Origin of the sequence: Novosphingobium anseongense (assembly GCF_037482895.1) — a bacterium.
In the GTDB taxonomy this organism is placed as follows: domain Bacteria; phylum Pseudomonadota; class Alphaproteobacteria; order Sphingomonadales; family Sphingomonadaceae; genus Novosphingobium; species Novosphingobium anseongense.
The window spans coordinates 288794-302823 of record NZ_JBBHJZ010000003.1; the positions used below are offsets into that span (position 1 = coordinate 288794).

Sequence of the window (14030 nt, forward strand, 5' to 3'; positions counted from 1 at the left end):
TCCGCGAAATGCGGCGCCCGCCTGCCAACCCCCTCCACCATCCTGCGGATGGTCCCCCTCCCCGTGCCGGGGAGGATAATTGTTACTCGGCCGCCTGCGGCAGCAGATCGTCCACACCCATCTCGCGGCGCAGCGCCGCGGTGGCGTCCCAGTCGACCTCCAGCGTATATTCCGCCAGCGAACCCGTCAGCACGACGCCATACTTGGCGCGCGCGGCCTCGACCGAAACGTACTCGTCGAGCACGTCTTCCTTCACCTGCTCGGGGTCGCGCAGCAGGGCATGGCCGAAGCCGGCGCCGCCACCGTGCTGGTAGGCGATGACCGCGCCCGTCGGCAGCAGGTCCTGCGCCGTGTGCTCGATCTTGCGCTCGTTCGCCGAACCGACCTCGAAGTGGTTCGAATAGGGGATCGCATCGTCGCCGCCGCACATGCCGCGCAGCGGGTGATCGGCCGAGACCATCCAAGCCATCGCCGAAGTGGGCTTGAGCACCTGCTTGACGTTGAGGCTGCCCGCCTGGCCGCGCCACTGGCCGGCGCCGCCGCCGTCGGTGGTCATCTCGCGGCTGATGTTGAGAATCGGGAAGCGGCTCTCGGCGTCCTCGGCCTCGGACAGGATCAGGCTGCCGAGCGCATTGGGGCACGAGCCCCAGCCGTCGATGCCCTGTACGGCCGAGACGTCCATCGAGCGGCAGTCGACGCCCTGGTCCATCCACATCATGCCTTCGTCGTCGAAGCCGATCACGGCGTTGGGCATGCCGATCTTGTAGAGCTGCGGCTGCGAGCGCTCGGGCGCGACGTTGCTCAGCGCCAGACAGACCGCCTCGGTGATCTCGCAGGCCGGGTGGAAAGAGCCGAGCGCGGCCGGCTTGTTCGGCGGCGGCTGGGCGATGCAGCCCTCGGGAATGACGATCTCGACCGCGTCGAAGAAGCCTTCGTTCTTGACGATCGTCGGGTCCATCGCCGCGACGACCTGGGTCATCACGTAGGAGCGGCTGTTGGCGAAGGTGTTCCACACGCCGATCAGGTCCTGACGGTCGTCGGTGCCCGTCAGGTCGACGGTGAGCTGGTCACCTTTGATCGTGCAGGTGACGTGGACCTTGATGTCCTTGGTGCCGGCGGTGTCGTGGTCGATCAGCACGGTGGCCTCGTAGGACCCGTCGGCCCACTTCGTCACCTCTTCGCGCACGCGCTTCTCGGTGTGCTCGATCGAGTGGTTGATCGCCGCCTTGATCGTGTCCGAGCCCCACTTGCCGATCAGTTCCTGCAGCATGCGGTTGGCATATTGGACGCCACCGATCATCGCCGCGAGGTCGCCCGCGAAGGTTGCGAAGCGGTTGTTGCGCGTGACCATGTCGAACACGTCGCGGCGCAGCTCGCCGCGGTGGACCAGCTTGAGGCAGGGCAGGACCAGGCCTTCGGTGAAGATGTCCTTGGCGTCGAGCGAGAAGCCGCCCGGATCCTTGCCGCCGGTGTCGCCCTGGTGCGCCTGCAGGGTCTGGATGCAGATCAGCTCGCCCGTGTCGTCGTAGACCGGGCCATAGACGCAATAGTCGGGCAGGTGGCCGCCGCCGTGATCGGGGTCGTTGGCGACGAAGATGTCGCCCGGGCCCCAGTCGTAGCGGTCCTGGTTCATCAGGCCCCAGCGCGTTTCCATCTGGTTGACGAAGGTGAGGTGCGGGGTCCCCACCGCGCCCATCGCCAGGCGGCCGTTCGCGTCGACGATTGCGGCGTTGCGCTCGTTCGACTGGTTGATGATCGGCGAAGAGGCGGCGCGGCCGAGGAAGGTCGCGGACTCGAAGCAGACGGTCTCGAACGCGCCGCGGATGATGTCGGCGGTGACCTGATCGATCGTCACCGCGGTCGGCAGCGGGTCGCGCTTGGCGGCAAGCTTTCGATTGAGCTCGTAGGACATGGCGTGTGATCCTCTCTCCCGGGCGCTTCACGCCACGGTTATTCCCGGCGAATAGCTACCACGCGGGGCGCATTCTCGACAGAGCGCGCGGCGCGATAGGCAGATTGTGAAGTCGTGGGTTATGGCTCCGCGACAGACAGGAGAAGCGCCGCGTGATTCCGATCCACCCCGTCTATGCCGCCATGGGCACGACGATCTTCGAGCAGATGTCGGGCCTGTCGCGCGAACTGGGCGCGATCAATCTCGGGCAGGGCTTCCCGGACGAGCCCGGCTCGCCCGATCTGATCGCGGCCGCGGCGCGGGCCTTGGCCGAGAAATCGAACCAGTATCCGCCGAGCCCCGGCCTCCCCGAACTGCGCGACGCCGTGACCGCGTTCTATGCACGGCGGCAGGGTTTGGTGCTGCGCCGGGACGAGGTGATCGTGACTTCGGGCGCGACCGAGGCGCTGGCGGCGGCTCTGTTCGCGCTGGTGCGGCCAGGGGACGAGGTCGTGCTGTTCCAGCCCGCCTACGATGCCTATGCGCCGCTGGTCGAAAGGGCGGGCGGGGTGCCGGTCTCGGTGGCCTTGACCCCGCCCGCCTGGGCCTATGATGCGGCCAAGCTTGAGGAGACATTAACGGAGCGGACACGCATCCTGATTCTCAACGATCCGCTGAATCCGGCGGGATCTGCGGCCAGCGAGGCAGAGCTCGCTGCCATTGCAGAGCTCTGTGGGCGATACGATCTCTACGCGATCTGCGACGAGGTTTGGGAGGACGTCCGCTTCGACGGTGTGCGGCATCGCTCGCTGCTCGATTTTCCGGGTATGGGCGAACGCGCGGTCAAGATCGGTTCGGCCGGCAAGATCTTCGGGCTCACCGGCTGGAAGATCGGCTGGATGTGCGCCCGCGGCGACCTGACGCTGACCCTGGCGCGTGCACATCAGTTCCTGACCTTCACGTCGCCGCCGGCGCTGCAATGGGCCGTGGCCGAGGGCCTGACGAAGCCCGACGACTGGTTTGCCGCGCAGAATCAAACCTGGGCCGCGTCGCGCGAACGGCTGAAGGTAGGTCTGACGGCGGCGGGCTATGCCGTCCTGCCGAGTGTCGCGACCTGGTTCCTCTGCGTCGATCTGGCGGCTTCGGGCGTGATGCTCGACGATCGGACCTTCAGCGAGCGCGCGGTGCGCGAGGCGGGCGTCGCCTCGATCCCGGTCTCCGCGCTGTTCGATGACGTCGGCGCTCTCGGCGGACCGCGGCATGTCGTGCGGTTCTGCTTCACCAAGCCCGATGCCGTGCTCGACGCGGCCGTCGAGCGGCTGGCGACCTTCCGGCGCGAACTCGTCGCAAAACAGGGTTAAGGCGCTGGCGCGTGGGCAAGATTTACAATAGCTTGTTAGCCGGAAATCCCGACAGAAGGGGGCGTACAGAGGAATGAGGGAGGTCGCTTACGGGGCGAGTGTCGATGCGGACACGCCCGGCAATGATCCGACGCCGTCTCGCTTGACCATTGCCTTGGCTTGGGTCGCTGCGCGGCAGGCCAGAAATCGGGTTCTCGATTCTTCGCTGTTCGCCGATCCCGCCTGGGACATCCTGCTCGATCTCTACATCTGTCATGCCCAGGACGTGCGCGGAACGATCAGCGATGCCTGCATCGCTTCGAGCGTACCCGCGACGACGGCGCTGCGGTGGATCAGCATCCTCGAGAGCCGAGACCTGGTCACGCGTTCGCGCGATCCCAAGGACCGGCGGCGCACCTTCCTCAATCTTTCCGCCCAAGGCGTGCGGAAGATGGAGGAGGCGCTCGACGGAGCGTCGGCGAGCGATGCGAAACTGGGTCTGGGTCGGCTGCGAGCCGTGAAATAGTCAGTCCGATCCCGGTGGCAGGAGCGAAACATGCCTTTCTACGACTATAGTTGCCTGTCGTGCGATCACCGGTTCGAGGTGCTGCAGAAGCTGAGCGACCCTGCGCCGCGGGAATGCCCGGCCTGTGGCCGCGAAGGCGTGGAAAAGCAGGTTTCCGCACCGGCGATCCAGTCCGCGAGCGGCGGTGGTCACGTGCACGGACCCGGCTGCCGGCACTAGCCGATCAGGCGTTGAGCCCGCCGTTGACGCTGACGATCTGGCCGGTGATCTTCGCCGCGCCCGGGCCGCAGAGGAACACCGCCATCGGCGCGATGTCGGCCGGCGTCGGCAGATCCAGACCCGCGCGCTTGGCCGCGGATTCCATCCGTTCGGAACCCATCAGTTCGGCGGTGCGGCTTTCGAGCACGTAGCTCGGCGCGATCGCGTGCACACGGATGAGATCGCGCGCGGCTTCGACCGCGAGGTTGCGGACGAAGCCAATCTCCGCCGCCCGCGCGGCCCCTATGATCGTCTGGCGTGGCGCGGCGAACTTGCCGGCGTCGGAGATGAAACCGATCAAGGTGCCGCCGCGCTCGGCGAGAGCGGGGTAGGCAGCATGGGCCAGGCGCTGGAACCAGGCGGCCGAGAGGTCGTAGAAGGCGGTGAAGTGCTCGGGCGTCGTGTCCTTGAACAGCCCGGTCAGCCGGCCTTCGCGCGGCCCGGTCGAGACGCAGTCGACCACCGCGTCGAGCCGCCCGAACCGCGCCTTGGCTTCGGCAACGATCCGCGCCGCGGCATCAGCCTTCGTCACGTCCTCGGCGACAAAGTCCGCCGCCGTGACGTGCTGCAGCGAGGTGGCGAACGCGGCGAGCTTCGCGGCGTCGCGACCCTGGATCACCACGGCCCAGCCCTGCGCAGCCGCTTCGCGTGCGATCGCTTCACCAACCGAGCCGGTGCCGCCGGTCACGAGCATGACCGGGCGCGACAGGGGCTCAGTCACCATCGTCCTGCACCTGTCCGCGCATGTCGTCGGGCGCGAGGTCGGAGAAGCGGGTGATCCGCGCTTCGAAGCGCATGCGCACACGACCGGTCGAACCGTGGCGCTGCTTGGCCACAATCAGTTCGGCAAGGCCGGTGACCTGCTCCATCTTCGCGCGCCATTCTTCCCATTTCGCGTGAACGTCGGGCGGATCGGTTTCAGCCGGATACTTCGGCTCGGTCGCGTTGACGTAGTAGTCCTCGCGGAACACGAACCAGACCATGTCGGCGTCCTGCTCGATCGAGCCCGACTCGCGAAGATCCGAGAGCATCGGCCGCTTGTCTTCGCGCTGCTCGACCGCACGGCTGAGCTGCGACAGCGCGATCACCGGGCAGGACAGCTCCTTGGCCAGCGTTTTCAGGCCGCGGCTGATCTCCGAGATCTCGTTGACGCGGTTGTCGTTGGCGCGGCCCGTGCCCTGGAGCAGCTGGAGGTAGTCGACCACGATCAGGCCGATGTTGTGCCGACGCTTGAGCCGGCGTGCACGCGTGCGCAGGCCCGCGATCGTCAGCGCCGGGGTATCGTCGATAAACAGCGGCAGTTCGGCGAGCCGCTGGCTGGCATAGGACAGCTGCTGGAAGTCCTCCCGGCTGATCTTGCCCATGCGCAGCGCTTCGGAGCTGATGCCCGACTGCTCGGCCAGGATACGCGTGGCGAGCTGGTCGGCGCTCATTTCCAGGCTGAAGAAGGCCGTGGCCGCGCCGATCGATTTTTCGTCGTCAATGCCGTCTGCGCGATCGCGCCGCATGCGGTCGGCGGCGTTGAAGGCGATGTTGGTGGCGAGCGAGGTCTTGCCCATGCCCGGACGACCGGCGAGGATGATCAAGTCGGAATCGTGCAGGCCGCCGATCTTCTGGTTGATCGAGGTGAGGCCCGTGGTCTTGCCCGAGACATGGCCACCCGAATTGAGCGCCTTTTCGATGCCGGCGATGGCAACGCGGGTGGCGGTGGCGAAGCCCTTGGCCTCATTGCTCGTACCCGCGCCCTCTGCGACCTTGTAGAGCGAGGCTTCGGCCCGCTCGATCTGCTCCATCGGCGCGACCGATTCGGACGTGTCCATCGCGCCTTCGACCAGCCCGCGCCCCACCGAGACCAGTTCGCGCAACAGGGCGAGATCATAGATCTGCTCGGCCAGTTCCCGGGGTGCGAGCAGGCCCTGGCCGTCGGCGGTCAATCGCGCGAGATAGGAGAGGCCGCCGAGCTCCTTGAGCCCCTCGTCCGATTCGAAATAGGGCCGCAGCGTCACCGGGGTGACGATGGCGGCGCGATCCATCAGCTGGGTGATCCGCTCGAAGATGCGTGCGTGCGCGGGCTCGAAGAAATGCGCCGGGCTGATCTGCACCGGAAGCTCTTCCATCACGCGGTTGTCGATGAGCACAGCGCCGAGGAAGGCGGCCTCTGCTTCGATGTTCGCGGGCAGCGTGCGTAGCGCCGCATCGGGTTCGCGGGTCAGGGTCGCCAGGTCGGTCATAAGCCGCCGTCAATGCGCTCTTGCTGACTCGCGGGCAAGTGGGGGCATTGCAGGCCACGCGGGATAGCCCTGTGCAAAACCATGACAGGCTTCATGCCGTCCCGATGAAGCGCACTCTTGCCGCGCCTTGCTGCATTTGCGAATGCTGCGCGTGGAATGACGCGCATCACGCACATCGAACTCGACGAGGCCACGATCCTGTGGCGCAACGCCGATATCGAGCAGGAACGGCGGATCGCGATCTTCGATCTCAAGGAAGAGAACGTTTTTCGGCCCTTGCGTGCCCATGCCGCGGGGCAGGAGGGGCCCTATCACCTGCGGCTTTCGGTCAATGACGGGCGGCTGGTGCTCGAAATCTCGAACGAGCAGGGCCTGCCGATCGAGACGCTGGTACTCGGCCTCGGTCGCTTCCGCCGGCCGATCCGCGAATACTTCGCGATCTGCGATTCCTACTACCAGGCGATCCGCAAGGCGACCGCGACCGAGATCGAGACGATCGACATGGCTCGCCGCGGCATCCACAACGAGGCGGCCGAGATGCTGCTCGAACGGCTCGATGGAAAGGTGGAAACCGACTTCGCCACGGCCCGACGCCTCTTTACCCTGATCTGCGTCCTGCATATCAGGGGTTAGGGATCGAATACGGGACGTTAGAATGGCCAGGAAGGCGAGCAGCCGCACGCAGTTGCGGGTGCTGGGTGCGCTCATACTGATCGCATTGGTCGGCGGCCTCTATGGCTGGTGGCATCTGCATCACTGGCGCCCCGAGCGGTCGATCTACCGCGTCCAGGGCGTCGAGATCGGCGTTGACGACGGTGAGGTCGATTGGCGCGCGATCAAGGCGATCGGCGCCGACTTCGTCTATATCGATGCCAGCGCCAGCGCCTTTGCGCGTGATCCCGCCTTCACGCGCAACCTGACCGGCGCGCGCGGCGCCAAGCTGCAGGTCGGCGCGCTGCACCGCTACGATCCCTGTCAGCCGGCCGATCGCCAGGCGGCGAACTTCGTCACCGTCGTGCCGCGCGATCCGACGATGCTGCCCCCCGCGGTCGAGCTCGATCGGCTGGCCGACGATTGCCCGGTCAAGGTCAGCGATGCCGCGATTCAGAGCGAGCTGACGACCTTCCTCAACCAAGTCGAGACGCATACGGGCAAACCCTCGCTGCTCAAGCTTACCGAGCGGTTCGAGACGCGTTATCAGGTCGCCAACACGATCGACCGCAACGTCTGGCTGGTGCGCAACCGCTTCCAACCCGACTATGCCGGGCGGCCGTGGGCCTTGTGGACCGCGAACGACGCCTTCTCCAACGAGGCCAGCGGAGCCGATTTGCGATGGGTGGTACTGCAGCCGTGACGCCGAACCAGAACACGCTGATCGCCGCAGCGCGCGACGCCGCGACCCGGGCCTATGCGCCCTATTCGGACTTCCACGTCGGCGCGGCGCTGGCCTTTGCCGACGGCTCGGTGGTCACCGGCAGCAATGTCGAGAACGCCAGCTACGGCCTCGCGCTCTGTGCCGAGACGGTGGCCGTGGCGAGCGCGATGAATGCCGGCACGCGCGGCGGCCTCGTCGCGGTCGCGGTGATCGGCGGCAAGCCGGGCGGTGCGCCGGCCACGGTCACGCCCTGCGGTCGCTGCCGCCAGGTGCTCAATGAACTCGCGCAACTTGGCGGCACCGATCCCGTGATCTGGTGCGCGGGCGGGGCGGAGGTGCTCGAACTGCGCCTGTCAGACCTGCTGCCGCACGCCTTCGGTCCGGCCAACCTCGGCTAGAGGCAAGCTTTCGCACGATACGGGCATTGTGCGATTCCGCGTTTCTGCCCATCCTGATCCGCGACGATGGACATGCGCGTGTGACCGATTAAAGGTCGTATGCGTATCATAAAGCGAGAGGATGCGGGCAATGACGGATATCAGCGGCAAGGCGGCAGTGGTCACCGGCGGCGGCAGCGGCATCGGCATGGGACTGGCCAAGGAACTGGCGAGGCAGGGCGCTTCCGTCGTGATCGCCGACATCATCTTGACCAATGCCGAGACGGTTGCCGAGGCGATCAAGGCCGCGGGCGGTAAGGCCGTGGCGATCGAGTGCGACGTTACCGACCGCGACTCGATCCGCCGCCTGAAGGACCAGGCCAATGCCGCCTTCGGGCCGATCCAGCTCGTCTTCGCCAATGCCGGCGCGACCTCGTTCGATCCGCTGGTCGAGATGTCAGAGGACGACATCGAGTGGATCGTCGACGTCAACCTGATGGGCGTGATGCGCACGACCCGCGCCTTCCTGCCCGACATGATCGCGGCGGGCGGCGGGCATGTCTGCGCTACGGCCTCCATGGCGGGGCTGCTGCCCGGCTGGATCCCGACCCACGCGCCCTACTCGGCGGCGAAGGCGGGAATCATCGGCCTGATGATGAACCTGTCGCTCGAACTCAAGGAACACGGCATTCATACGACCTCCTATTGCCCCGGCGGCGTCGCCACGGGGATGAAGGTCAACAACGCCAAGTATCGTCCGGCCAAGTTCGGCGGGCCGGGTGAGGGCGAGGTCCATGTCAGCCAGGAATCGACCGACGTCGCCGCGAGCCAGCCATTCTACACGCCCGAGGCCGTGGCGCCGATCGTGCTCGATGCGGTGAAGCACAATCGTGCCTTCGCTTTCGACCATCCCGAACAGCGTGTGCATTTCCGCAGCACTTATTCGGACGTGGTCGAGGCCTGCTACGACGCGACCCAGGCCTGGGAGGACGAGCACGGCATGCCCGAGGCCAATCCCCACGGCGCGATGCTGCTCAACCCGACGGGGTAGTTTTTGATCCCTTCGTCGTCACCCTGAAGATGTTTCAGGGGCCATTTCCCGGTCGAGATCGGAGCGCTACTCGGCAGCAAGGCCGTGCCGCACAGGATCTCCGACCTGCCTGCGCTTTCCGCGCGATGGACCCGGAAACGGGTTCAGGGTGACGGGCTGGGTTGAGGAAGCGTCAATGGGCTCCTCGCCTCTTTTGCGAGCCGCTCGCAATGCCTATAGAGGGCCGATGTTCAACGATCTCTCCTCGCTCCCCGCCTTCTTCGCCACCCGCCGTTCGGGCAAGCCGCGCGACATGATCGCGCCCGGGCCCGATGCGGCGCAACTGCACCGCATCCTCGCCGCCGCGACGCGCGTGCCCGATCACGGCAAGCTCGCGCCCTGGCGGCTCGTCGTGATCGGCCCCGACAAGCGAGACGCTTTCGCCGCGCTGCTCCAGCGCGCGCTGCGCGAAGCCAAGCCCGATCCCAGCGAGCGCGAGATTGCCGCGGCCGAGGAGTTCGCGAGGCAGGCACCGGTGCTGGTGGTCGCGGTCTCGGTGCCCGATGTGGGTTCGAAGATTCCCCTCTGGGAGCAGGAGCTGTCCGCCGGCGCGGTCTGCATGAACCTGCTCAACGCCGCCCATGCCGAGGGCTTCGTCGGCAGCTGGCTGACCGATTGGCCGGCCTTTTCCGATACGGTGCGCGTGGCATTTTCGCCCGGTGGGCGGATCGCCGGGTTCCTGTTCCTCGGCACGCCGGGGCGTGAGTTGCAAGAACGCCCGCGGCCTGAGTTCGCCGACGTCGTGTCGGAATGGGTGCCGCCGGCCGGCTGATCAATCCCCGTCGAGCAGGTTGCCGAGACCGCCGAGGATCGAACCCTCGCCGCGGTTCTGGCCTCCGCTCGAGCCGGCGGCGGCGAGCATGCGGCCGGCCAGGCGCGCGAAGGGCAGCGACTGGATCCAGACCTTGCCCGGGCCGCGCAGCCGCGCGAAGAACAGGCCCTCGCCACCGAACAGCATCGAGCGCACGCCGCCCGCGCCGATCACGTCGAAGTCGACCGAGGGCGTGAACGCGGCGATGCAACCGGTGTCGACGTGGAGCTCCTCGCCCGGCGCCAGCTCGCGCTCGACGATCGTGCCGCCCATCTGGACGAAGACCCAGCCGTCGCCTTCGAGCTTCTGCATGATGAAGCCTTCGCCGCCGAACAGGCCGGTCAGGATCTTGCGCTGGAAGTGGATGCCGATCGACACGCCCTTGGCCGCGGCAAGGAACGAGTCCTTCTGGCAGATCAGGGTGCCGCCGTAGTCGGACAGCTTGATCGGCAGGATCGCGCCGGGGACCGGGGCCGAAAAGGCGACGCGCGCCTTGCCCTGTCCCTGGTGCGTGAAGACCGTGGTGAACAGGCTCTCGCCCGTGACCAGTCGCTTGCCCGCGCCGAGCAGCTTGCCCATGAAGCCGCCTTCCTGCGCGCGGCCGTCGCCGAACACCGTGGTCATGGCGACCGAAGCGTCCTTCCAGACCATGGCGCCGGCCTCGGCCACGGCGCTCTCGCCGGGATCGAGTTCAATCTCGAGGAACTGGAGCTCCTGGCCCTTGATCTCGAAATCGATATCGTCCGAGACATTGGCGTTGCGGCTGTGATGGGACCAGGGGCTCGAAGACATGGAGTGCTCCTCAGCAAGGAAATGTGCGGAGCCGTCTATCGGGGAATGGGGTGACGGGAAAGAGTCAGGCTCAGCCTGCTGTCGCATCCTGACGCATCCGCGTCGGCGAGGCGGCGAACCAGCGCTGGCAACTGCGCGTCATCACCGACTGCTCGGCGAAACCCAGCCGCTCGGACACCCGCAGGAAGTCGAGCCGCGTCTGCTGCAGATAATAGAGCATCATGTCGCGGCGCACCTCGTCCTTGATCTTCTGGAACGCGGTGCCCTCGGCGCGCAGCTTGCGGTGCAGGGTGCGCGGATGCAGGTGCAGCGCGGCGGCGATCGACTCGTTGGTGCAGAGGCCCGTGCCCAGGTGCTGCATGACCAGCCCGCGCACTTCGGCGTGGAGGGGCGGGTGCTGGCGCGGGAAAGCACTGTCGATGAAGGCGGCGACGCGCGCGAAGGCTTCGGCATCGGGCTCGACCACGGGCGCGGCGAGATCGGCGGCGGAGAAGCGAACGCCGTCCTCGTTCTGGCCGAAGCGCACCTCGCAGCCGAAATGGCGGCGATAGGCGCGCAGCGGCAGCAGCGGCTGGTGGCGGAAATGGACGCGGCGCACGCGCGCATGGCCACCGGTGATTTCCAGTGCGGCGAGATGGCCGATGAGGATGATCTGCTCGACGAGCTGGGTCTTGACCGGCACGCCTTCGAGCAGGATGTCGTGCGCCGAGAACAGGCCGCCGTCCGCAAGCCGTGTCACCCGGATCCGCGCGGCGAGGCTGTGGGCATAGGCGTGCTCGCTGACATAGGTCAGCGCCTCGCCGAACGTGCGCGAGTTCTTCATCGCCAGGCCCAGCGGCCCGAACATGCCACCGCCGCCCTGCCGGTGCGCAAGCCGCAGGCCGAGGTCGGGGCAGCGCAGCTCGACGGCGGCGAGCTCGAGCAGGTGGATCGCCTGGCGATAGGTCGCCTCGGGCGCGGCGATGCCGGCGCGGCGTAGCAGATCCTGCGGATCCCCGCCGAGCTCGGTGACGAGCTCGGGGAAATGGCGCAGCATCTGCGCGTGGACGGTGTCGAACAGGTCGGTCACGGTGGCAGGCATCACTGGGGGCATCCTCGCCGCTGTCCGAGCCGATTTGTCCAAATCGGTCAAGCGTTGCCTGTGCGGCTGCGCGTAAGCTCTCGCGACGTCGCGGTCCGGAGTCGGTGCCGACGCTTGGGAGAGACACATAATGGATGCCACCAGCGAGGACCTGCGCGCGCTGTTAGATCGGGATCGCATTCGCCAGTGCATCGAGCGCCTGGCGCGCGGCGAGGACCGGCGCGACGGGGCGATGATCAAGGCCGCCTACTGGCCCGACTCGGTCACCGACTACGGCGTGTTCCAAGGCGACTTCGATGCCTATTACGCCTGGGTGATCCCCGGCAGCGACGCGATCACCAACACCCAGCACGTGCTCGGCCAGTCCTACACCGAGCTCGACGGCGACAGCGCCAGGGTCGAGACCCACGTCGTTTCCTACCACCGCGTCGACATGGGCACCGAGGAGCGCGATACCGTGATCGGCGGGCGCTACCTCGATCTCTTCGAAAAGCGCGACGGCGAATGGCGGATCGCCGGCCGGACGATGCTCTACGACTGGTATCAGGACTGGGGGCAGTCGATCGACTGGTCGCAGGGCGTCATGGGCATGCCCTTCAGCCAGGAATGGTTCTCGGGCCGCGCCAATGGCGATCGTAGCGTAGACTTCTTCAAGGGATCGAATTGATGGGCGCGCTCACGGGCAAGGTCGCGGTCGTTACCGGCGCCAGCCGCGGCATCGGCAAGGGCATTGCCCTCGTGCTGGCCGAGCAGGGCGCGACGGTCTACGTGACCGGCCGCACGGTGACCCCGGGCGAATACTACCTGCCGGGCACGGTCGGCGAGACCGCGGCGCTATGCACCGAGCGCGGCGCGGCCGAGGGCGGCAAGGGCATTGCCGTCGCCTGTGATCACGGCGACGACGCACAGGTCGCGGCTCTGTTCGAACGTGTGAATGCCGAACAAGGCCGGCTCGACCTGCTCGTCAACAACGCCTTCCAGCTTTCGGACGATCTGATCGTCAAGCAGCCGTTCTGGGAAAAGCCGCTTTCGAACCTCGAGATGTGGCAGGTCGGGGTGAAGTCCAGCTTCGTCGCGGCCTGGCACGCGGCGAAGATCATGGTCCCGCAGAAGTCGGGACTGATCGTGGCGATCGGTGGCTATGCGGCGGTCTCCTATACCTTCGGCGTCGTCTTCGGGACGGCCAAGTCCGCGGTCGACCGCATGGCGCGCGATATGGCGATCGAGCTCGAGCCGCACGATGTCGCCTCCGTCTCGTTGTGGCAGGGGCTCACCTTCACCGAGAAGGCGCATTACAACCTCAACGCCAATCCCGACATGAAGGGCAGCACGGTCACCAATCCCGACATCGGTTCCTCGGTCGAACATCCCGGGCGGGTGATCGCGGCGATGGCCGCCGACGACAAGATCATGCGCCTTTCGGGCGGCACTTTCATCACTGCCGAGGCGGCGCAGCTTTATGGCGTGACCGACACCGACGGGCGGACGATCCCTTCGTTGCGGGCCGAGCGCGGCTCGCCGATCTGGCAACCGATCCGGGCGCATGGATATGGCAATGGACGCTAAGCTCGCGGCGCTGCTCGACAAGCAGGACATTTCCGAGGCGCTTGCGCGCTTCAGTCGCGGCATGGACCGGCTTGATCGCGCGCTCTACCTCTCGGCGTTCCACGAAGACGCCGAAATGGCGGCGGGGCCTTTCGTCGGGCTCGCATCGGAATGCGCCGACTGGGCCTTTCCGATGCACGAGCAGGGGCAGATCCTGACGCACCATGCGCTGCTCAACACGACCATCGACCTCGATGGCGATACGGCGCACGTCGAAACCTATTACCTCTTTGTCGCGCGCAACAAGGACGAGAGTCTCGTCCAGGCGGGTGGACGCTACATCGACCGGTTCGAGCGGCGCGGCGATGCATGGAAGATCGCATTGCGCACCAATGCGATCGAATGGGCGGGACTGCTGCCCAGCATTCCGATTCCCTTCGCCGAAGTACCCGATCTTTACGGCAACGGCGCACCGGCGCGCGACGGATCGGATCCGTCGTACCGCCGACCGCTCACCAACCTGCGCGCGCGCAACATCCCATAGGGGCTTTCGCTCGCTCGTGACATTCCTGCGCTGAAAACAAAGCGCAATCGGAACCGACCGCTCGTTCAGGCGTTTTGCAGCCTGATCGGAAGCGCCATGATGGCGCCCGATATCGGTACGAAGAGCGAGATGATTTTACGCGATCCGCGAACGCTTGGAGCGATGGCCA

At 66.7% G+C, this 14030-nt stretch carries 16 protein-coding genes; 11 read left to right on the top strand and 5 right to left on the bottom strand.

Features of this window, described 5'->3' with window-relative positions:
- Window positions 1-82 precede the first annotated feature (82 nt).
- Entirely contained in the window at window positions 83-1912 is a 1830-nt protein-coding gene (locus WG901_RS15365; protein WP_339587973.1) for a hydantoinase B/oxoprolinase family protein, read from the bottom strand.
- Window positions 1913-2064: 152 nt separating this feature from the next.
- Here WG901_RS15365 and WG901_RS15370 point away from each other — a divergent pair, with 152 nt between their 5' ends.
- The 3 genes from WG901_RS15370 (at window position 2065) to WG901_RS15380 (ending at window position 3976) form a co-directional block, all read left to right on the top strand.
- Window positions 2065-3252 (top strand): aminotransferase, encoded by a 1188-nt coding sequence (locus WG901_RS15370; protein WP_339587974.1) that lies wholly within the window; start codon window positions 2065-2067, stop codon window positions 3250-3252.
- A gap of 142 nt (window positions 3253-3394) precedes the next feature.
- Window positions 3395-3757: a winged helix DNA-binding protein gene (locus WG901_RS15375; RefSeq protein WP_339587975.1), complete on the top strand. Its 363-nt coding sequence runs from the start codon at window positions 3395-3397 to the stop codon at window positions 3755-3757.
- Window positions 3758-3787: 30 nt separating this feature from the next.
- The gene (locus WG901_RS15380) at window positions 3788-3976 is read left to right on the top strand and encodes an FmdB family zinc ribbon protein (protein ID WP_339587976.1); all 189 of its coding nucleotides are present in this window, start codon (window positions 3788-3790) and stop codon (window positions 3974-3976) included.
- 4 nt (window positions 3977-3980) lie between these two features.
- On the opposite strand, the gene WG901_RS15385 is transcribed toward WG901_RS15380, so the two are convergent.
- Complete coding sequence (locus tag WG901_RS15385) at window positions 3981-4739, bottom strand: SDR family NAD(P)-dependent oxidoreductase (protein ID WP_339587977.1); 759 nt, start codon at window positions 4737-4739, stop codon at window positions 3981-3983.
- Window positions 4729-6246, bottom strand: coding sequence for a replicative DNA helicase (locus WG901_RS15390; protein ID WP_339587978.1), 1518 nt, complete (start codon window positions 6244-6246; stop codon window positions 4729-4731). Before WG901_RS15390 ends, WG901_RS15385 begins: the two co-directional genes overlap by 11 nt.
- 156 nt (window positions 6247-6402) lie before the next feature.
- Between WG901_RS15390 and WG901_RS15395 the strand changes: the two genes are divergently transcribed.
- From WG901_RS15395 to WG901_RS15415, 5 genes are all read left to right on the top strand, one after another.
- A complete protein-coding gene (locus tag WG901_RS15395; RefSeq protein WP_339587979.1) occupies window positions 6403-6879 on the top strand; it encodes a UPF0262 family protein in 477 nt (158 codons plus the stop codon).
- 22 nt (window positions 6880-6901) lie between these two features.
- On the top strand, window positions 6902-7600 hold the full coding sequence (locus WG901_RS15400) for a glycoside hydrolase family 25 protein (protein WP_339587980.1): 699 nt from the start codon (window positions 6902-6904) through the stop codon (window positions 7598-7600).
- Window positions 7579-8019, top strand: a complete 441-nt coding sequence (locus WG901_RS15405; protein WP_339587981.1) for a cytidine deaminase — start codon at window positions 7579-7581, stop codon at window positions 8017-8019. Before WG901_RS15400 ends, WG901_RS15405 begins: the two co-directional genes overlap by 22 nt.
- A 130-nt stretch (window positions 8020-8149) precedes the next feature.
- Window positions 8150-9049 (top strand): SDR family NAD(P)-dependent oxidoreductase, encoded by a 900-nt coding sequence (locus tag WG901_RS15410; RefSeq protein ID WP_339587982.1) that lies wholly within the window; start codon window positions 8150-8152, stop codon window positions 9047-9049.
- 226 nt (window positions 9050-9275) lie between these two features.
- On the top strand, window positions 9276-9860 hold the full coding sequence (locus WG901_RS15415) for a nitroreductase family protein (RefSeq protein ID WP_339587983.1): 585 nt from the start codon (window positions 9276-9278) through the stop codon (window positions 9858-9860).
- On the opposite strand, the gene WG901_RS15420 is transcribed toward WG901_RS15415, so the two are convergent.
- Both WG901_RS15420 and WG901_RS15425 read right to left on the bottom strand, forming a co-directional pair.
- On the bottom strand, window positions 9861-10691 hold the full coding sequence (locus WG901_RS15420) for a TIGR00266 family protein (protein ID WP_339587984.1): 831 nt from the start codon (window positions 10689-10691) through the stop codon (window positions 9861-9863).
- A gap of 70 nt (window positions 10692-10761) precedes the next feature.
- Complete coding sequence (locus WG901_RS15425; RefSeq protein ID WP_339587985.1) at window positions 10762-11772, bottom strand: AraC family transcriptional regulator ligand-binding domain-containing protein; 1011 nt, start codon at window positions 11770-11772, stop codon at window positions 10762-10764.
- Between the two features lie 130 nt (window positions 11773-11902).
- Between WG901_RS15425 and WG901_RS15430 the strand changes: the two genes are divergently transcribed.
- Genes WG901_RS15430 through WG901_RS15440 form a run of 3 tightly spaced genes read left to right on the top strand, consistent with a single transcriptional unit; the run spans window position 11903 to window position 13861 of the window.
- Window positions 11903-12439, top strand: a complete 537-nt coding sequence (locus WG901_RS15430; protein WP_339587986.1) for a nuclear transport factor 2 family protein — start codon at window positions 11903-11905, stop codon at window positions 12437-12439.
- The gene (locus WG901_RS15435; protein WP_339587987.1) at window positions 12439-13338 is read left to right on the top strand and encodes an SDR family NAD(P)-dependent oxidoreductase; all 900 of its coding nucleotides are present in this window, start codon (window positions 12439-12441) and stop codon (window positions 13336-13338) included. The genes WG901_RS15430 and WG901_RS15435 overlap by 1 nt, the downstream gene beginning before the upstream one ends.
- Complete coding sequence (locus tag WG901_RS15440; protein WP_339587988.1) at window positions 13328-13861, top strand: nuclear transport factor 2 family protein; 534 nt, start codon at window positions 13328-13330, stop codon at window positions 13859-13861. The genes WG901_RS15435 and WG901_RS15440 overlap by 11 nt, the downstream gene beginning before the upstream one ends.
- Window positions 13862-14030 lie beyond the last annotated feature (169 nt).